Annotated in this window: 17 protein-coding genes; 3 read left to right on the forward strand and 14 right to left on the reverse strand. The window is 41.9% G+C overall.

The annotated features are described in order from the left end of the window. The first annotated feature begins 7 nt into the window (after nucleotides 1–7). Nucleotides 8–2,302, forward strand: a complete 2,295-nt coding sequence (gene tamL, locus BCY91_RS10015) for a translocation and assembly module lipoprotein TamL (protein ID WP_245989054.1) — start codon at nucleotides 8–10, stop codon at nucleotides 2,300–2,302. A 16-nt stretch (nucleotides 2,303–2,318) separates the two neighbouring features. Here tamL and BCY91_RS10020 read toward each other — a convergent pair whose 3' ends face one another. Then, a complete protein-coding gene (locus BCY91_RS10020) occupies nucleotides 2,319–2,804 on the reverse strand; it encodes a D-glycero-alpha-D-manno-heptose-1,7-bisphosphate 7-phosphatase (RefSeq protein ID WP_120181805.1) in 486 nt (161 codons plus the stop codon). Nucleotides 2,805–3,166: 362 nt separating this feature from the next. Here BCY91_RS10020 and gltB point away from each other — a divergent pair, with 362 nt between their 5' ends. Beyond that, nucleotides 3,167–7,687, forward strand: coding sequence for a glutamate synthase large subunit (gltB, locus tag BCY91_RS10025; RefSeq protein ID WP_120181806.1), 4,521 nt, complete (start codon nucleotides 3,167–3,169; stop codon nucleotides 7,685–7,687). 1 nt (nucleotide 7,688) lies between these two features. After that, nucleotides 7,689–9,167, forward strand: a complete 1,479-nt coding sequence (locus BCY91_RS10030; RefSeq protein ID WP_120181807.1) for a glutamate synthase subunit beta — start codon at nucleotides 7,689–7,691, stop codon at nucleotides 9,165–9,167. Nucleotides 9,168–9,242: 75 nt separating this feature from the next. Here BCY91_RS10030 and BCY91_RS10035 read toward each other — a convergent pair whose 3' ends face one another. The 13 genes from BCY91_RS10035 to lipA form a co-directional block, all read right to left on the reverse strand. Beyond that, entirely contained in the window at nucleotides 9,243–9,932 is a 690-nt protein-coding gene (locus tag BCY91_RS10035; RefSeq protein ID WP_120181808.1) for a DUF4397 domain-containing protein, read from the reverse strand. A 126-nt stretch (nucleotides 9,933–10,058) separates the two neighbouring features. Beyond that, the gene (locus tag BCY91_RS10040) at nucleotides 10,059–10,958 is read right to left on the reverse strand and encodes a WD40 repeat domain-containing protein (protein WP_120181872.1); all 900 of its coding nucleotides are present in this window, start codon (nucleotides 10,956–10,958) and stop codon (nucleotides 10,059–10,061) included. A gap of 103 nt (nucleotides 10,959–11,061) precedes the next feature. Then, nucleotides 11,062–11,649: a bifunctional phosphoribosyl-AMP cyclohydrolase/phosphoribosyl-ATP diphosphatase HisIE gene (hisIE, locus tag BCY91_RS10045; protein WP_120181809.1), complete on the reverse strand. Its 588-nt coding sequence runs from the start codon at nucleotides 11,647–11,649 to the stop codon at nucleotides 11,062–11,064. Next, entirely contained in the window at nucleotides 11,650–11,949 is a 300-nt protein-coding gene (locus BCY91_RS18065; protein ID WP_120181810.1) for a type II toxin-antitoxin system RelE/ParE family toxin, read from the reverse strand. It abuts the gene before it with no gap. Next, a complete protein-coding gene (locus BCY91_RS10055) occupies nucleotides 11,942–12,190 on the reverse strand; it encodes a hypothetical protein (RefSeq protein WP_120181811.1) in 249 nt (82 codons plus the stop codon). The genes BCY91_RS18065 and BCY91_RS10055 overlap by 8 nt, the downstream gene beginning before the upstream one ends. 17 nt (nucleotides 12,191–12,207) lie before the next feature. Beyond that, entirely contained in the window at nucleotides 12,208–12,963 is a 756-nt protein-coding gene (gene hisF, locus BCY91_RS10060) for an imidazole glycerol phosphate synthase subunit HisF (protein ID WP_120181812.1), read from the reverse strand. Between the two features lie 10 nt (nucleotides 12,964–12,973). Then, nucleotides 12,974–13,723: a 1-(5-phosphoribosyl)-5-[(5-phosphoribosylamino)methylideneamino]imidazole-4-carboxamide isomerase gene (locus BCY91_RS10065; protein ID WP_120181813.1), complete on the reverse strand. Its 750-nt coding sequence runs from the start codon at nucleotides 13,721–13,723 to the stop codon at nucleotides 12,974–12,976. 9 nt (nucleotides 13,724–13,732) lie between these two features. Beyond that, the gene (gene hisH, locus BCY91_RS10070; RefSeq protein WP_120181814.1) at nucleotides 13,733–14,323 is read right to left on the reverse strand and encodes an imidazole glycerol phosphate synthase subunit HisH; all 591 of its coding nucleotides are present in this window, start codon (nucleotides 14,321–14,323) and stop codon (nucleotides 13,733–13,735) included. A gap of 128 nt (nucleotides 14,324–14,451) precedes the next feature. Then, on the reverse strand, nucleotides 14,452–15,633 hold the full coding sequence (gene hisB / locus BCY91_RS10075) for a bifunctional histidinol-phosphatase/imidazoleglycerol-phosphate dehydratase HisB (RefSeq protein WP_120181815.1): 1,182 nt from the start codon (nucleotides 15,631–15,633) through the stop codon (nucleotides 14,452–14,454). 2 nt (nucleotides 15,634–15,635) lie between these two features. Beyond that, complete coding sequence (hisC, locus tag BCY91_RS10080) at nucleotides 15,636–16,691, reverse strand: histidinol-phosphate transaminase (protein ID WP_120181816.1); 1,056 nt, start codon at nucleotides 16,689–16,691, stop codon at nucleotides 15,636–15,638. A gap of 202 nt (nucleotides 16,692–16,893) precedes the next feature. Further along, nucleotides 16,894–18,186 carry a histidinol dehydrogenase gene (gene hisD, locus BCY91_RS10085; RefSeq protein ID WP_120181817.1) on the reverse strand — a complete coding sequence of 431 codons (1,293 nt, stop codon included), beginning with the start codon at nucleotides 18,184–18,186 and terminating at the stop codon, nucleotides 16,894–16,896. A 21-nt stretch (nucleotides 18,187–18,207) separates the two neighbouring features. Further along, nucleotides 18,208–19,059, reverse strand: a complete 852-nt coding sequence (gene hisG, locus BCY91_RS10090) for an ATP phosphoribosyltransferase (RefSeq protein WP_120181818.1) — start codon at nucleotides 19,057–19,059, stop codon at nucleotides 18,208–18,210. A gap of 271 nt (nucleotides 19,060–19,330) precedes the next feature. Next, a complete protein-coding gene (gene lipA / locus BCY91_RS10095) occupies nucleotides 19,331–20,209 on the reverse strand; it encodes a lipoyl synthase (protein WP_120181819.1) in 879 nt (292 codons plus the stop codon). Nucleotides 20,210–20,317: the final 108 nt, after the last annotated feature.

A 20,317-nucleotide genomic window follows, 5' to 3' on the forward strand; every position in this document is an offset into this window, starting at 1 on the left:
CTTTTTTGTGTTTATAGCTTTAGGCTGTAGGTCAACAAAGCGTTTATCTAAAGATGAAGCGTTGGTTACCAAGCTTACCATTAATGGTGTGGACGAGCCATTTGCAGACCAAGCTGAGGATTTTGTTGCACTAGATATCCGCCCAAATTCTCCGTTTAACCTTTGGCTTTATAACACTTTTAGCCGTAAAGGGAAGCTTAAAATAGGGGAAGCGCCCCATTTACTGGATAGCTCTTTAGTGGAAATTTCTCGCAATCAAATTGAAAAATTTTTAAACATCAAAGGTTACTTAAATGCCAAAGTCAAAGACAGCATCAGTATCAAAAATAAAAGAGCGCACGTTGTTTTTACCGCCATTCCCGGCACCGAGTTTAAGTTCAGAAATATCAGTTTCGACGTGGCAGATTCTGCCGTAAAAGAAATTTACCTCAACAACCGAAAAAGTTTTACGCGTATAGATTCGGGTAAGCGTTATGATACAGACAGTATTGCTTTTGAGCGCGAGCAAATTTATCTGTTAATGAAACAAAATGGCTATTACGATTTTGTGCGCCAGTACATGAGGCCAACGGTTGACACCAATTTTAACGCTGGGGTGGCAGATATACAAATTGCGATTTTAAATCCGCCGGGCTTAGCCAAACATCCTATTTATACTTTAGGAGACACTTATGTGCGGATACAGCCTAGCTCGGGGATTATTGCGCATCCGCGCCAAGACCGGGATACCGTGGTGATAGATTCGCAATACCGATTTTATGATTACTCCCATTTTTTTAAGCCCAAAAAGTTTGTTGATTATATTTATTTAGATAAGGGCGATATCTATAACATCAGCAATGCCGATTTAACCACGCAGCGTTTTTTTGATTTAAATGCGTTCCGCAGCGTTAGTGTTGATTTTGCAAAATCAAAAGACAGCAGCAAAAGAGAATTGGTTGGCTTGATGGATATCATTCCGCTAAAGAAAAAATCTAACCGTTTAGATGGAGAGTACACTTTTAACTCGAGCATTACAGGTTTAAATGCCGGTTTAACCTATCAAAACCGTAATTTTTTTGGCGGTGCCGAACTGTTTGAGGTGAAGTTGCGGGGCGGGGTGCAGTTTGATAAAAATGTGGATGGCTCTTTATCCGACAGGTTGCTGAGCCGTGATTTCCAAGTGGGCGTTAGCCTAAGTTTCCCGCGATTGATTACGCCTTTTAACATTCGTTCATCCGGCCGCAACGGTATCCCGCATACGCGTATCGCTAGCTCGTATCAAAATTATCGTTTAACACAAAGCTACCTGCGTAAAAGTTTGGGCTTCAACCTCACTTATGATTGGGTTGAAACCAAATACAAACTGCATTCTTTTACGCCGGTAAATATCTCTTACTCAAACGCTTTAATCAGTGCAGATTTAGCACAGTTGCTCATCAGCCAGGGAAATGCTTTCTTCCTGTCTACGCTGCGGTCGCAATTGTTATCTAGCAGTTATTATACTTACACCGTTAACCTGCCCAAGCTAACTACCTATAATAATTTTACTTTCTTCTCTGGTACGGCAGAAATTGGTGGCAATAGTGCGGCTTTAGCTGCGCAGCTGTCTAATAAGTACAATAGCGACGGTCAAAAACTGCTTTTCGGTGTTCCTTATTATCAATATGTGAAACTGGAAACTGATGTGCGTTTTTACAAATCTTTCGGGGGCGAGCGGCAATTGGTAGTTCGGGTAAACCCTGGAGTGGGCTATTCATACGGAAACGTAAAATCATTACCTTTTGATAAACGCTTTTTTGCAGGTGGTTCTAGCGGTATTAGGGCTTGGCAGGCGCGTACTTTAGGGCCTGGGAATTATAACAGAGCTTCTTTGGCGTCAGATTCGGCGCGCTTCAACTTGCGTAACTTAGATCAGTTGGGCGATGTTAAGTTTGAGGGCAATATCGAATACCGCTTTAAGCTGATCAAAAATTTTATTGGCTCTAAGGTGAAAGGCGCCACCTTTATTGATTTTGGTAATGTGTGGCAACTGCGTGATAATGGTTTAGATGGCGGACAACTGAAGTTTAATAAACTGTTTGAGCAAACTGCAATAGGTGTAGGCTTGGGCTTAAGGTTTGATGTTTCTTTCTTTGTGTTCCGTTTAGATGCAGGTTTCAAGTTCAAAGACCCGCAGTTCCGCGGAGACGATCAATATGTAGTGAAATATTGGTTTGATAGGGAGGGGAGAAACCGCTTAAAGAGCAATTATGCCATCACCAATGCGCCAGATAAATATTCGATTTCACAAATACAGTTTGGCATAGGGATGCCTTTTTAATCAGAGAAGCTAAAAGCTATTTAATTAAATGCAGCACTTCATCTAAAGGCTGGTCGATATCTATTTTAATCCCCGTCATGCCTGCAGCTTCCGCCGCTTCTACGTCGGTTAACTTATCCCCAATGAAATAGCACAGTTTAGGATCTAAATTAAAATCTTTGATACCTTTTAAAAGCATTCCGGGCTTTGGTTTCCTGCAGTCGCACTCGCCGGTAAAGTTGGGGTGGTGCGGGCAATAATAAAAGTGAGATATGGTAATGCCGTGTTTAAGATAGTCTGCCTCTACATGGTCGTGCATTTTCTTTAAAATATCTTCGGTGTACCATCCTTTAGCTAAACCGCCCTGGTTAGTTGCCACTAAAAGCAAATAACCCCTATCTTGTAGTTCTTTTAAGGTGTCGTAGTTGTGTGGCAAAATTTCAAAATCTTCAAACTTGCACACATAATCGCCCAGCTCTTTGTTTATAACGCCATCTCTATCTAAAAAAACTGCTTTATTCATAGCTTTTACTTTGTTCTGCGAAAGTATAAATTTTGCCCATACTTATTTAAAATTCTTCTAAATAACCAACCAAATTTAATTGCCGATTTTTGGGTTTCTTGCAAACTAAAGTTTGGTAAATATTGTTTTTACGCGTTTTTAGTCTGTTTTGATTGTTATTTTGTATTATCGAATAAATAATATTTTACTGCTAAAATTGATAAATCATCAATGAAATCGGTTTAAATTTCCCTTTTATCTATTAAATATTGAAAAAATTAGCAATATCATTGAAACATTCGTAAAAAATAAATGAATAAAAATTTAGGCTTAAAAAACCGTATTTTGAGAGCCCAAACAAAGAACTTTTAAATTATATCTTAATGAATCAACCAGATCAAATTCAACAAGGGCTTTACGATCCGAAGTTTGAACACGATGCATGCGGTACTGGATTTATCACTAACATCAACGGCAAAAAATCTCACCAGATTATAGTTGATGCGTTAACGATGCTCGAGAACATGGAGCACCGTGGCGCATGTGGCTGTGATCCTGACAGTGGAGATGGTGCGGGTATTATGATACAAATACCTCACGAGTTTTTCTTAGATGAGTGCATGGCAGAAGCGATAGCGCTCAGAGAGCCTGGTGATTATGGCGTCGGTATGATGTTTTTGCCAAAAAATGGTCATGATAGAAAAGCGTTGCGCAAGTTAGTGGAAGCTTGTGCCGACCAAATGGGACTGCCTGTTTTAGGATATAGAAAGGTTCCCGTTAATTCTGAAGTGGTTGGGGAAACAGCCCGCTCTGTAGAGCCATTAGTTCGCCAAATTTTTATCGGCAAACCAAACCACATTAAAGATAATGACGAGTTTGAACGCAAGCTTTATGTATTACGTCGCTTAATCAGCAAAACCTTAACAGATACAGTTGGCACGGCGGAGGGCGAGTTTTATTTCACCTCGCTTTCTTCCAGAGTAATTGTTTATAAAGGTCAGTTGACCACTTATCAGGTACGTCAATATTACCAAGATTTACAAGATGAGCGTGTTACTTCTGCCTTCGGGATGATCCACTCTCGTTTCTCTACCAATACATTTCCTTCGTGGAAGTTGGCGCAACCTTTCCGCTACATGTCGCACAACGGAGAAATTAATACCTTAACCGGTAACTTAAACTGGTTTTATGCAGGTGTTCGCTCTTACGTTTCGCCATATTTTACGCCAGAAGAAATGGAAATTTTGCTTCCGGTAATTGATAATAATCAATCAGACTCGGCTTGCTTAGATAATATTGTTGAAGTTTTGATGCTTACCGGACGCTCATTACCGCACGTAATGATGATGTTGGTGCCCGAAGCTTGGGACGGTAACGAAGCAATGGATCCGCTTAAAAAGGCGTTTTATGAGTTCCACGCCACCATTATGGAACCTTGGGATGGCCCGGCAGCTTTAACTTTTACAGACGGAAAGCTCATCGGTTCTATTTTAGATAGAAACGGCCTTCGTCCTTTACGCTACGCCATTACTAATGACGACCGTGTGATTGTAGCTTCAGAAGCCGGCGTGTTGCCAATTGATGAAAAAACAGTTATCCGCAAAGGCCGCTTACAGCCGGGAAAAATGTTTTTGATTGATATTGAACATGGCCAAATCATCACGGATGAGGAAATAAAAAGACAAGTTGCCAGCCGACAACCTTATGGCGATTGGATTAACAACTATAAAATCAAGTTAGAAGAGTTGCCAGAGCCACGTGTTTCTTTCACTAAACTTTCGCAAGAATCGGTTTACCGTTACCAGAAGGTTTTTGGATACTCACGTGAGGACATTGATACCATTATTAAACCGATGGCTTTAGATGGTAAAGAACCGATTGGCTCCATGGGTACAGATGTTCCTTTAGCTGTACTTTCAGACCGACCACAACACCTTTCAAGCTACTTCAAGCAATTTTTTGCCCAAGTAACCAACCCACCGATAGATCCAATCCGCGAGCGTTTGGTAATGAGCTTGGCTACTTTCATCGGTAATAACGGCAACATTTTAGATGAAGATAAAATGCACTGCCACTGCGTTACCTTGAAGCAGCCGGTTTTAACCGACCAGGAGCTAGAGAAGCTGAGAAGTATTGACACAGGCTTATTTAATGCTAAAACTTTGCAAACCTATTTTAAGGCAGACGGTTTGGAAGGTTCTTTAGAACGCGGTTTAGATAGGCTTTGCCGTTATGCAGAAGATGCGGTGAACGACGGTTTTGAGGTTTTAATTTTATCGGATCGTGCCATAGATTCAGAACACGCGCCAATTCCTTCACTTTTGGCAGTTTCTGCAGTACACCACTTTTTAATTAAAAAAGGCCTACGCGGTGCTGTGGGCTTGGTGGTTGAAGCCGGCGACGTTTGGGAAGTCCATCATTTTGCATGTTTACTGGCTTTTGGTGCTACCGCTATTAACCCTTATTTGGCTTTAGCATCTATACACGCCATAAAGTTAGACGACCGATACGATACACCTTTGGAAGAGTACGTGTTGGTTAAAAACTACATCAAATCTGTTTGCGACGGTTTGTTAAAAATATTCTCTAAAATGGGAATTTCAACTTTACAATCATATCACGGATCTCAAATTTTCGAAATCTTAGGTATCAGCAAAGAGGTGGTAGATAAATATTTTACCGGCGGAATTAGCAGAATTGGCGGTTTAGGTTTGGATGAGATAGCGCGCGAGGCACTTTCTAAACACATTTCTGGTTTTAAACAGGATGCCGAGCATCTGTTGCCAGAAGGGGGTATTTACCAATGGAAACGTAGGGGAGAAGCACACTTGTTTAATCCAACTACGGTGCATTTGCTGCAGCACTCTACTAAAACAGACGATTACGAAACGTATAAAAAATATGCGCATGCGGTAAACAACCAAAAAGAGAAAATGTACACTTTGCGCGGTTTGTTGGATTTTGCCAAACATTTAGAACCTATTTCTATTGATGAAGTAGAGCCGGCAGAAAACATCATGAAACGCTTTGCCACGGGCGCCATGTCTTTCGGGTCTATCTCGCATGAGGCGCACAGTACTTTGGCCATAGCGATGAACCGTATTGGCGGTAAAAGCAATACCGGCGAAGGTGGCGAAGATGAAATGCGTTACCAGAAATTGCCAAACGGCGATTCTATGCGTTCGGCCATTAAGCAGGTAGCATCAGGCCGGTTTGGGGTAACCATCAATTACTTAACAAATGCCGATGAGTTGCAGATTAAGATGGCTCAAGGCGCTAAGCCGGGCGAGGGCGGTCAGCTTCCGGGACATAAAGTGGACGATTGGATTGCAAAAACCCGTCACTCTACGCCAGGTGTGGGTTTAATTTCTCCGCCGCCGCATCACGACATTTATTCTATCGAAGACTTGGCACAACTAATTTTTGATTTGAAGAATGCGAACAGAGCTGCCAGAATCAACGTAAAACTGGTTTCTAAAGCGGGTGTAGGCACCATTGCCGCCGGTGTGGCAAAAGCCCATGCCGACGTAATTTTAATTGCAGGTTATGATGGCGGAACCGGAGCATCGCCAATTAGTTCTATCAAACACGCCGGTTTACCTTGGGAACTAGGCTTGGCAGAAGCGCACCAAACATTGGTTAAAAATAAATTGCGAAGCCGTGTGGTTTTACAAGCCGACGGTCAGTTAAAAACCGGACGCGATTTGGCCATTGCCGCTCTTTTAGGTGCCGAGGAATGGGGCGTTGCTACCGCTGCTTTAGTTGTTGGTGGCTGTATTATGATGCGTAAATGTCACTTAAATACTTGTCCGGTTGGTGTTGCCACACAAGATCCAGAACTAAGGAAACTGTTTACCGGTAAGCCAGAACATGTGGTAAACCTGTTTAAATTTATGGCTCAAGAACTACGTGAGGTGATGGCCGAACTTGGATTTAGAACGGTAAATGAAATGGTTGGCCGCGTACAATTCTTGAAAGTACGTCCAGATGTAACCCACTGGAAAGCAAAAAAACTAGATTTTTCTGCTTTGCTTGCGCCGATGGTTTATCCTAAAGGTTTAACGCTTTACAACAGCGAAAGCCAAGACCACGGTATGGACAACATTATAGATTGGAAGCTGATAGAAAATGCAAAATTGGCTTTAGAAAGCAAAACTCCGGTATTTGGCGAGTTCTCTTTAAAAAACACCGACCGTACCGTTGGCACTATGCTTTCTAACGAGGTTGCTAAACGGTATGGTTCTGCCGGTTTGCCAGATAACACCATCAACTACAAGTTTAAAGGCTCTGCCGGACAAAGTTTCGGAGCTTTTGGCGCTAAAGGACTTTCTTTTGAGCTAGAAGGCGAGGCCAATGATTATGTAGGCAAAGGTTTATCAGGTGCGCAACTGGCGGTTTATCCTGCTAAAGAAGCGCAGTTTGCACCAGAAGATAACATGATTGTGGGTAATGTGGTGCTTTACGGAGCTACCTCTGGCGAGTTGTTTATCCGCGGGCAAGCGGGCGAACGGTTTGCGGTGCGTAACTCGGGCGCAACTGCAGTTGTAGAAGGTGTTGGCGACCACGGTTGCGAATATATGACAGGCGGTATCGCATTAATTATCGGTAAAACCGGAAGAAACTTTGCGGCGGGTATGAGCGGCGGTATCGCTTTGGTTTACGATGTAGATGGCGGGTTTAGAGATAATTGCAACTTGGAAATGGTGGATTTAGATCCGCTAAGTCCTAAAGATGAAGAGCTTATTATCAAATTACTGCGTAAGCACCATCAATTAACCGAAAGCAGCGTAGCCAAACATCTGGTAGAAAACTGGGGAGATGAATCTGCAAAATTCATTAAAGTATTCCCTAAAGAATTTAAACGAGTGTTGGCCCAAAAAGAACAATTACAATCAACTTACTAAAATGGGAAAGATTACAGGATTTAAAGAGTACGGAAGAGAGCTTCCAGAAAAAACACCTGCAAAAGATAGGGTAAAAAATTACAATGAATTTGTGGGCATGTATCCGCCGCAGAAGCTTAATGAGCAAGCTGCGCGTTGCATGAACTGCGGTATTCCGTTTTGTCACAATGGCTGTCCGCTAGGTAATGTGATACCGGAGTTTAACGATGCCGTGTACAAGAAAAACTGGGAAGAAGCTTATCAGATTTTAAGCTCAACCAATAATTTTCCGGAGTTTACGGGCCGTATTTGTCCGGCACCCTGCGAATCTGCATGTGTGCTGGGTATTAATAAGCCGCCGGTGGCCATAGAGGAAATTGAAAAACATATTATCGAAATTGCTTACGAAAAGGGTTATGTGAAGGCTTATAACCCGATTCTAAAGACCGGTAAAAAGGTTGCCGTGGTTGGTTCTGGTCCGGCGGGTTTAGCGGCTGCGGCACAGCTCAACAAAGTTGGTCATGAAGTTACCGTCTACGAGCGCGATGACCGCGCCGGAGGTTTGTTACGTTACGGAATACCTGATTTTAAATTGGAAAAAACAGTGGTACAAAGGCGCGTGGAAGTGATGAAAGAAAGCGGTATCAGTTTTCAATTTAATACCGAAATAGGCAAAGACATTCCCGCACAACAATTGGTGGACAGTTTTGACGCTGTTGTACTGGCCGGAGGGTCAACCATTCCTAGAGATTTGCCGATTCCCGGTCGCCAATTAAAAGGAATTTATTTTGCGATGCAGTTTTTAAAGCAGCAAAATAAAAACGTGGCGGGTATCAGTTTTACGGAAGATGAAATCTCTGCAAAAGATAAAAATGTGGTAGTTATTGGTGGTGGCGATACCGGTTCCGACTGTGTGGGCACATCAAACCGTCAAGGTGCAAAATCCATTACGCAGTTCGAGTTAATGTTTCAACCTCCTAAAGAGCGTACTATTAATATGCCTTGGCCACAATACCCCATGTTGTTGAAGACTACTAGCTCGCATGAAGAAGGTTGCGAACGCTACTGGGCTATCAATACCAAAGAATTTATTGGCGATGCCGATGGCAATTTAACAGGTTTGCGCATTAGCGAAGTGGAATGGGAGAAAGATTTCTTAGGACGCCCAGTTAAATTTACGGAAATAGCCGGTACTGAACGCGTAATCCCTTGCGAGCGTGTATTTTTGGCAATGGGATTTTTAAATCCACAGTACGAAGGTATGTTGGAGCAGTTGGGAGTTAAATTAGACGGTCGCCACAATGTGGACGCTATTGAAGGCAAATATAAAACCAGCGTGGAGAAAGTTTTTGCTGCCGGCGATATGCGTAGAGGTCAGTCTTTGGTGGTATGGGCTATCTCGGAAGGAAGGGAAGCAGCCCGTAAAGTAGACGAATATTTGATGGGGCATTCTTCTTTAGAAAGCAAAGATGCCATCAATTTGTTTGAAGATGTTATATAACAATTAACCTTAAAATAACAAAAGCCATTGGAACTTTGGTTCCAACGGCTTTTGTTTTTCTTTGATTCCGGTTTTTTACTGTTCGTCTACCATTGCTTTAACTTTAAGATTCAATAAGTTATCGCCACTGATGTAAACAGTGTAGCTTGCGCCAGACGCCAAGTTTAGCCCAGGAAGATCTATAGAGGAATCGTTAGAACCTGTGGCTATCAGCTCAAAATCGCTTGATGCAGCAACTTCTTGGTAAGCCGACGCGGTTTTGTAAGCCAAGTTGTTTACGATGGTTGCACCGTTTTTAATAGTCAAATTAACTTTATCGGCTAAAAAGCTACTTAGGTGTACAAAACGCACTTTAGCTTTACCTGCTGCCGCTTTTCCGCGCTCGTCTGTAGTTACAAAGTTGGCATTGGCAGATGCACCCCCTGTATAGTAGATGGTGTAATATTTACCAGCATCTAATTTTACGTTTGATGATGAATTCACGGTAGTGCTGCCGCTTGTTTTAAATCTTGCTAACCTATTTCCACTGTTGGTGGTCATGTAAGCGCTACTTTCTGTGTAGGCGACTGCCTTTGTGCTAACTTTTGTGCTGTCTAAATAAAAGTCCTGTGCAGATGAACCGCTTGCTGCGTTCACAATTCTTACATAAGCATCTCCGGTAATTCCGTTATCGTCATCGTTACTACAGGCCGAAAAACCTACCATTGCTACTAATGCAACTGCTGCAAGTTTGCAGTAATTGAAAAATTTTGAATTTGTTTTCATGGGTTTAAAAATTTGTTAATCAATATTTGCGTATGCAATGTGCATACGGTGAGGAGTTTTGCAAGGTTTGTGCCAAGCAAGCTTCTTATGAGAAACAAATTCAACAGAAAAATGGTGCAATAAAAGCTAAATCGCTTCGAAATCCCAGATTTTCACCATCTTATCATCGCCTACAGAAATTAGATGTTTACCATCTGCAGACCACGCAACATCATTTACCGAAAGGATGTGTCCTTCGCGGGCTTTGTCGATACTGAGCATTTTATATAAGGAAGCATCTTCTGCGCGCCAAATTTTTACCGATTTATCTCGGCTAGCGGTTGCAAAAAAAGGCAGATGCGGGTGAAACTCGATGTGGTATATGGCGAACAAATGGGCCGCGAAGCGATTTATCAGCGAGCAATCGAACACGTTGTAAATGTTTAGATGCGCGTCTCTACCACCCGTAATCAGTTGCGTGCCATCCGGCAAGAAACAGATGGAACCCACGCCGTAATCGTTTGCTTTAAACTGTTGTATCAGCGTAAAATCATCTAAATTGTACAAACGCACTTGCTGATCGTTAGAGGCTGTTGCCAGCAAATTCAACTTTTCATGAATAGCAACGGAGCGTACTTTTTCTGCGCCGGAGCTAAATTGATGTACAATCTGATTGTCTGTTACAGATAAGATAAAGATGTCGCCTTTATCGGTAGCGCAAATTAGTTCTTCTTTTAAAGGGATGTATTTTAAATCAAAAATAGCTGAACCAAGGTGGTGCAAAGCCTTGGTTTCGGTGCTTTCTAAATCAAAAGCCAACAAATTTCCATCGTTACAACCGGCATACAATAAGTTTAACGCCGGTATAATTTCTAAGGCGTAAACCGTTCTTTGCACATTTTTAAAAACGCGCCGGTGAACTTTGTGTTCCAAATCCCACTCAACCACACCTTTATCATTGCCGGCAGTGTAAAATAAGGGCAGGCCAGGATGAGTGATGCAGGTGTAAATGGGGTTGTTGTGCCCGGAAAGGGTAGTAGCTTTCATGGTGCGATTTATTTTTTGCGTCAGGGATTGCAGCGGAAATCTTTACCGCTTTTTTCGGCGGTGAAGATTGTAGCGGAAAGCCCGCCCGGACGCCCTTAAATTGTTAGCGGTGGCGCGATTCTAAGTTTTTAGCTATCTGATCCAAAGTAATCCCTTTTTCTTTTAGCAATACCAAAAGGTGAAAAACCAGATCAGATGCTTCGTTTATAAAATCGGTTTCGCTCTCTGCAAGGGCGGCAATTACCGTTTCTACGCCTTCTTCGCCCACTTTTTGTGCAATTTTGTTGATGCCTTTTTGCCTCAAGCTATTCACGTATGATTTAGCGCTGGGGTTTTCATAGCGATCGGCAATTATATTTTCAAGTTCAAAAATGAAATTTTGGTTGTAATCTGTTTTAAAACAGCTACGCGAGCCGGTGTGGCAGGTTGGGCCAACAGGTTTTGCTTTAATTAAAATGGTGTCGTTATCGCAATCTACGCTGATGTTGCGCACCAAAAGAAAATTGCCGCTTTCTTCGCCTTTTGTCCATAAGCGGTTTTTACTGCGCGAGAAGAAGGTTACTTTTTGCTCTTTTTGTGTCTTTAGATAGGCTTCTTCGTTCATGTAGCCCAGCATCAAAACTTCAAGCGTTTGGCTGTCTTGGATAATTACAGGAACTAGTCCTTCACTTTTATTAAAATCTATTTTCACTTAATCAAATCTTAGTTTCTTCGGATCTTGCCGTGTGTCAAAAATTCTTAGTACGGCGATAATTGAACCTATTTCTCTGTAAAATAATGTGTTTTGTTTAGTCAGTACACATTTTCTAATATCTGCAGCGGGATTAATCAGCGCAAAATGCTTCGGATTCTGGACTATTTTCGTAATTTTATTTAACGTAAGCTCCGAAAACTGATTTGCGACATGGCTGTCCCAATGTTGGTCGAGGTAATATAAGATGTTATGGAAATCTTCTTTCGCCAGTGGCGACCAAACAACTGACCTAGCCAAGCTGAAGTTTTTTTCTAGCTTCCATCATCACTGTTTCATGCGGAATCCCTTCGCCGTTTTCAATCTGTTGCATCGCTTTCAAAATGCCATCTTGTTGCTCTTTAGACAACGACTCCCAAGCCTGTTCGTCCGTCTTCGAATCTTGAACAACCTCTAAAATGGTTATTAAATTCAGTTCGACTAAATTTTCCAAAAGCCCTTTTGCTTTTGGATTAAGGATGTTGATTGTTAGCGATTCCATACTTTAAAGATAATAATTTAAAGCCTTATTTCAATCTGTTCTTTTTTTAACAGCGCCTTCAACTCGGGGATTAAAATCTCGCCATAATGGAAAACTGAAGCCGCTAAAGCTGCATCCACGTCTGTTAGCTTAAAAACATCTACAAAATCCTCACTGCTCCCCGCACCGCCAGAGGCTATAACCGGGATGCTAACCAAATCGTTAATTTGTTTCAACAAAACATTATCAAAACCAGATTTGGTTCCGTCTTTATCCATCGATGTCAATAAAATTTCGCCTGCACCACGTTGTTCAGCTTCTTTTATCCACTTTTGGGTTTCAATTTCCGTAGCAATACGCCCGCCGTTTAGGTGAACAAAATCACCGATTGGCAAATGTTTGGTATCTACTGCTAAAACTACAAACTGCACCCCAAAAGCCTTTGCCAAATCGTTAATTAATTGCGGATTACGGACAGCGGCAGAGTTAATAGAAATTTTATCGGCACCTGCATTTAATAGTGCTTCTGCATCTTTTATCTCGCTGATGCCACCGCCAATGGTAAAGGGGATATTCACCTGGCGCGCCACAGCTTTCACCATTTCAATGGTGGTTTTACGCTTTTCATGGGTAGCTGTGATGTCTAAAAAAACCAGCTCATCTGCGCCCTGGTTAGAGTATTGCCAAGCCAGCTCAACCGGATCGCCGGCGTCTCTAAGGTCAACAAAATTTACCCCTTTTACTGTTCGCCCGTCTTTAACGTCTAAACAAGGGATAATACGCTTACTCAACATTTAGCTGTGTTTATAGCGAGGAAAGTCGCTGTAAATTCCATTTTTTAATCTCTTCAATAGAGATGCGTTTTTCGTAAATAGCTTTACCCACCACGCATGATTCGATATTTAGTTGGTTGAGTTCTTCAATATCTGCCATTGAGCTGATACCACCAGAAGCAATCAGTTTAATGAAAGGGGAGTGGTTCAACAACTTTTTGTACAGCTCAACTCCGGCGCCACCCAACTTACCGTCTTTATTAATATCGGTACACAAAAAACGGAAAAAGCCCAGTTGTAAACATCTGTCAACATAATCCATTAGCTTAATTGGAGAGCTTTCCATCCAGCCAGAGTATTTAATCACCTCGTCTAAAACGTCGATAGCAACAACTACTTGGTCAGAGCATTTTGTTTTATTGCAGATTTCTCTGCTCAGCTCCTCTAAAAAAGAGGGATTAGTGATAGCCTGTGTGCCCACGATAACGCGGTAAATACCCACATCAATCAATTCTTTTACTTTGTCAATGCTTCTAACACCGCCGCCATACTGCACCTTCATGTCGGTTTTTTTGATGATATCTGCTAAATATTTTTGATTGCTGAAATCGCCTTTGGCGCCATTTAAATCGATGATATGGACAATTTCGGTACCGTTAGATTGGTACATGTCTATTTGTTCTTCCAATGACACTTCGTAGCGGGTAACCTGGTTATAGTCGCCTTCTACTAGGCGGACAATTTTCTGGTCAAGTACGTCAACAGCAGGAATAATGTACATGTTCTGATTTTATAAGTTAGCGAAATTTTTAAGGAGTGTTTCTCCAGCTTCACCCGACTTTTCTGGATGGAACTGTACCCCGTAAAAGTTATTGTTTTGGATTGCAGCAGAAAATTTGATGCCGTAATCGCAATAAGCGACGGTAAAATTAGGATTAAATTCTATAAAATAGGAGTGAACGAAGTAAAAATATGCGCCGGATGCAATTCCGTTAAAAAGTGGCTGTCCCGAATTTGAGTAAACGCGGTTCCAGCCCATGTGCGGAACTTTCTTGGACTCTAGCTCTCTGAACCTCAATGTTTTTAGCGGAACAATATCCAATAATTGCGAATTGCCCTCTTCAGAAAATTCGGTGAGCAGTTGCATCCCAACACAGATTCCCAAAACAGGTTTGTTTAAGCTTTTAATCTTGGGTACCAAGCCTGTATCGCTCAACTTCTGCATAGCTGTACCGGCATGGCCTACACCCGGAATAATGATTTTCTCGTACAAGTCAAACTCAGCTTCTGAGTTAATCATTCCGTATCTTAAACCTAACCTATCCAAAGCCGCAGTTAGCGAGAATATGTTGCCGGCGCCGTAATTTACTATTCCAATCATTGTTTAGTAGTGAGTATAGAGTATTGAGTATTGGGTATTGGGTTTTGAGTATCAAGTAGCAAGTATCAAGTATCAAGACTGGGACGTATTGTCTTTGCTCCTTAATCTTTGCTCTTTACTCTCTCTTTCTACAAAAGTCCTTTTGTACTTGGTAAACGCATATTATTAATATCTCTTTTTACTGCAATTTTAATGGCCTTTGCAAAGGCTTTAAAAATGGCTTCAATTTTATGATGTTCGTTATCGCCCTCAACCTTAATATTTAAGTTGGCTTTTGCCGCGTCCGAAAAAGATTTGAAGAAGTGATAAAACATCTCCGTAGGCATATCGCCAACTTTTTCGCGCTTAAATTCGGCGTCCCAAACAATCCAATTTCGTCCGCCAAAATCAATGGCTACCTGGGCCAAGCAATCGTCCATCGGCAGGCAGAAACCGTAGCGTTCAATCCCTTTTTTATCGGCCAAAGCCAAAGCAAAAGCCTCGCCCAAAGCAATGCCGGTATCTTCAATGGTATGGTGTTCGTCAATGTGCAAATCACCTTTGGTATGCACGGTAAGGTCTATACCGCCGTGGCGGGCAATTTGGTCCAACATGTGATCAAAAAAGTTTAAGCCTGTTTTGATATCTGCGTTGCCTTTGCCGTCTAAATTAATTTTAATAAAGATATCCGTTTCATTAGTTTTGCGCACATGTTCAATTTTACGGTCGCCAACCTTTAAAAAGCGGTAAATTTCGTCCCAATCGCCGGTTTCAATTGCCAAAACCTCATCCAAATTGTCAATTTTATTTTGGGCCTCTGTGGCTCCTAAAGCCGGGTTGTTATTTAACCAAATAGCTTTGGCACCCAAATTTTTGGCTAAAACTACATCGTTTAAACGGTCGCCGATGACAAAAGAATTTGCCAAATCATACTTTGTGGTATCAAAGAAATGCGTAAGTAATGCAGTGCCCGGTTTGCGGGTTGGCGCATGATCTTTAGCAAAGGTTTTATCAATGATAATCTCCTTAAATTCAACACCTTCGTTTTTTAAGGTTTGTATGATGAAGTTTTGTACCGGCCAAAAATTTTCTTCTGGGTGTGACGAAGTTCCTAAGCCGTCTTGGTTAGTTACCATCACTAACTCAAAATCGCACTCTTTGACAATTTTTGCCAAGTTACTGATGGCTTTTGGATAAAAAACCAATTTCTCAAAACTATCAATCTGTTCATCTTCCGGCTCTAAAATCAGTGTGCCGTCACGGTCGATAAACAAAATCCTTTTTGCGTTTGTTTGCTCAGCTGAAGCGCTTTCTAAGTCAGGTTGCAACATATTTAACTCTCTTTAAATTGTTTAAGGGCATCAATTAGAGCCTCGTTTTCTTCTTTTGTACCCACTGTGATGCGCAAGCAGCCTTCGCACAGCTCCACTTTATTGCGGTTGCGGACAATGATGCCTACTTGCGTTAGGTATTTATAAATTGCATCGGCATTGGTAGTTTTTACCAAAATAAAATTAGCGTCAGACGGATAAATATCCACCACAAAATCAAAATCTTTAATGGCTAAAACTAAAGCATCGCGCTCTTTTAGAAGTTCTTTAATCCATTGGTTTACCTGATCTACATTTTGCAAGGCCTCTAAAGCCAATTGTTGCGATGCTTCATTAATGTTATAAGGTGGTTTAACCCGATTAAACACTTCGATAATTTCCTCGCTGGCGAAAGCCATGCCCACACGTAATGCAGCTAATCCCCAAGCTTTAGAAAGCGTTTGTAGCACCACCAAGTTGGCGTATTCGGTAAGCTCTTGGATAAAGGATTTTTGCCTCGAGAAATTGATGTAAGCCTCATCCACTACTATAATACCGTTAAAATTGGCCAGTAAGGTTTCAATATCTTCACGATGTATCGAGTTGCCCGTTGGGTTGTTAGGTGAACAGATAAAAATCAGTTTGGTGTTTACGTCAATCGCTTCTGCAATGCTGTCCAAATCTAGCTGAAAATCGGCAGTAAGGTTTACCCGTTTCAGCGCTACATCGTTGATGTTGGCAGAAACCTCGTACATTCCGTAAGTTGGCGGCACAATAATCACATTGTCCACGCCCGGGTTGCAAAAACTGCGAAACAAAATGTCTATCGCCTCGTCGCTGCCATTGCCTAAAAAGATATTACGTGCCGGAACACCTTTTATCGCGCTTAAACGCATTTTTACGGCGTATTGCATCGGGTCCGGGTAGCGATGGTAATTTGTAGCCAAAGGCGAACCGAAGGCATTTTCGTTAGCGTCTAAGTAAACAGATGCTTCGCCACTAAACTCGTCGCGCGCAGAAGAGTAGGGCTTTAAAGTTTTAATATTTGGGCGTATGATTTTATTGATGTCAAAGTTCATCGTGCAATTTCGTTTTAAATGATTTTTTAGTTCACTGGTTCATTAGTTCACTGAGTTCATTCGTTGGATGGTTCATTGAGTCCATTAGTTCATTGAGTTTGGGAAGTTCCATTAGTTCAATGTTCATTGAGTTTGAGAAAGTCATTAGTTCATTAAGTTCTCGAGTCTCAAATCTCACGTCTCAAATCTCCCATCTCAAATCTCACTTCACCTCTGCCAATCTTACCGTAACCGCGTTTTTGTGTGCCTGCAAGCCTTCTATGGTGGCTAAAGTTTCTATTGCAGGGCCTAGCTTTCTAAGTCCGCTTTCGCTGATGTGCTGAAACGTTATTTTTTTAACGAAAGAATCTAAAGATACACCCGAGTACGCTTTTGCATAAGCGCTGGTAGGCAAAGTATGGTTGGTGCCACTGGCATAATCGCCGGCGCTTTCCGGTGTTAAATTGCCTGCAAATACAGAACCCGCGTTCACAATTTTTTCGGTTAAGTTTTGCCAGCTATCGCAAGCTAAAATCAAGTGTTCTGGCGCGTACAAATTGCTAAAGTGCAGTGCTTCTTCTAAAGCAGAAACCAAAACCGCATAAGAATTAGCAATAGCTTTTGCAGCGATATCCTTCCTCGGCAAAACTAAAAGCTGTTTTTCCACCTCTAGCAAACTATTTTTTATAAGCAATTCCGAATTACTTACCAGCACAGCCTGACTATCAACCCCATGTTCGCATTGTGCCAATAAATCGGCTGCTACAAAAACAGGGTTTGCACTTTCATCTGCAATAACTAAAACCTCCGACGGACCTGCCGGCATATCAATAGCCGTATTAGTGGTAGATTGGATAATGGTTTTAGCCATGGTGACGTACTGGTTCCCGGGACCAAAAATTTTGTCGGTTTTAGGGATGCTTGCCGTACCATAAGCCATGGCAGCAATGGCTTGTGCGCCACCTACCAAATAAATTTTATCAATCTCTAAAAGTTGCGCTACATAAGCTATATAGGCATTGGTTTTTCCGTTTTTTTGCGGTGGCGAGCAAACCACAATTTCTTTACAGCCTGCAATTTTTGCGGGTACGCCTAACATTAAAAAAGTGCTGGGCAATACGGCTGTTCCGCCCGGAACGTATAAACCTACACGTTCAATGGCGCGTAGCTCGCGCCAGCATTTTACGCCGGGCGTAGTTTCTACTGGCTTTTCATCGCTTCTCTGGCTTTCGTGAAATTTTTTGATGTTTTGGTAAGCCGTGTTAATCGCTTGTTTGGCCTCATTGCTTATTGTAGATGCCAACGCAGCCAATTCGGCTTTTCCAATATAAAGCTCGTCCAACGTTACTCCATCAAACTTAAAGGCAAAATCTTTTAGCGCTTCATCGCCGTTTATTTTTACCTCGTTAATGATGTTTTCTACGCTGGCTCTAATCTGGTTGTTGCTATCCGCATTTCGCGATACCAAAAAGTCCACTTCCGCAGGGTTTAAATCTGAAAATTTATAGGTTTTCATATCCGTTTTCCGTGCTGGTATTTACATGATGATTTTTTCAATCGGCATTACCACAATACCTTGCGCGCCGGCGCTTTTCAGCTCGTTAATGTGGTTCCAAAAATCTGTTTCCGGAATTACAGTGTGTACGGCTACCCAGCCTTCCTCTGCCAAAGGCAAAACGGAAGGACTTTTTACGCCTGGCAACAATGCCAAAACTTTATCTAAATTGCTTTTTGCAACGTTTAATACCACGTATTTGGTTTCTTTGGCGCGCATTACAGATTGTATGCGTTGCATCAGCTCGGTAATTAAGGCATCGCTCTCTATCCCTTTACGGCCTATTAAAACCGCTTCAGACGACATTACATCCGCAAAAGGTTTTAAACCATTGCTACGTAAGGTGCCGCCGGTAGAAACGATATCAAAAATAGCATCTGCTAAACCCAAGCCCGGCGAAATCTCCACAGAGCCAGAAATGGTTTTGATATCTGACTGGATGCCTTCTTTATCTAAAAATTTTTGAAGAATAACGGGATAGGAGGTAGCTATAGATTTACCGTTTAAGTCGGCTACCGTTTTTATATCGCTATGCGTAGGCACAGCCAGCTTCAATTTACATTTTCCAAAACCCAAACGTTGCAGGTAAGTTACATCAACATCTGTTTCGGCGATGCCGTTTTCGCCCACAATGCCAATATCGGCAATGCCGTCTTGTACATATTCGGGGATATCATCATCACGCAGGAACAAAATTTCGAGCGGGAAATTGGATACTTGGGTAATTAACGAGCTTTTATAATTATCGAAAGATAAGCCACAATTTTTTAACAGTTCAACAGATTTTTCGTTCAATCTGCCAGATTTTTGAATGGCGATTTTTAAAGTTTTCAAGATTTAAAAGTATTGATAAAAAGACTAAAGAATTTAAAGAGAAACAGTTTTGACGTACAAAACATAACAAATATCACATCGCCTTAGCGATGATGTAAATGATGTGTTGTTGTGGTCAAAATTAATTTCATGTCTTTTTAATATTTCTGGGGCGAGATATTATAAGCGCAAATATAGCAAGCTTATGGGGATAATCAAGTATTTGTTACAATTATCAATAGGTGCGTTTGCTAAAGGCAATAAAATTTACATATCCAGCCTTGATGAGTACTTAAAAATCAAACAAGTGTTTTTCGGCATGGTAGGATGACCGTACCAAAGGACCGCTTTCTACATATTTGAATCCCATTTCTCTTCCTTTTTCTTTGTAAAACGCAAACTGATCGGGATGTATCCAATCTAAAACCGGATGGTGGTTTTTAGTTGGTTGCAAATACTGACCTATGGTAAGCACGTGAACGCCAGCAGTTTTTAGATCCTGCATGGTTTCCAAAACATCTGCTTCGGTTTCGCCCAAGCCCAGCATAATGCCCGATTTGGTCCTTAAACCAAACTCAGAAATGCGCTGCAAGCACTCCATGCTACGGTCGTATTTGGCCTGTATGCGTACTTCTCTGGTTAATCGGCGCACGGTTTCAATATTGTGCGATACCACTTCTGGACGTTCTTCGCAAACACGGTATAAGTTGTCCCAAATTCCCTTAAAATCTGGGATTAAGGTTTCCATGGTCGTGCCTGGGCTGTCGCGCCGGATAGCTTTGATAGTTTCTGCCCAGATGATAGAGCCGCCGTCTTTTAAATCATCACGGTCTACCGAAGTTAATACCGCGTGTTTTACATTCATCAATTTGATGGAGTTGGCTACCCGGTTAGGCTCGTCGGTATCTACGGCTAAAGGCCTGCCGGTTGCTACGGCGCAGAACGAGCATGAACGGGTACAGATGTTCCCCAAAATCATAAATGTGGCTGTACCTGCGCCCCAGCACTCGCCCATATTTGGGCAGTTGCCGCTTTCGCAGATGGTATGCAGTTTATGCTGATCTACCAAACCCCGCACATGGGCGTATTCCTTGCCAACAGGTAGTTTAACTCTAAGCCAATCTGGTTTGCGTTGCGCTTGGTTTGCCGGGATTACAGGAAGTTCAATCATGATGCAAAGGTAAGTATTAGACCAATAACGAGGGCGAATTTGCGCATTAAATACCGAACCATTTATGTTTTAAATCAAAATTTGAAAGTATATTACATTTAACTGATA

Source organism: Pelobium manganitolerans (assembly GCF_003609575.1).
Lineage (GTDB): Bacteria > Bacteroidota > Bacteroidia > Sphingobacteriales > Sphingobacteriaceae > Pseudopedobacter > Pseudopedobacter manganitolerans.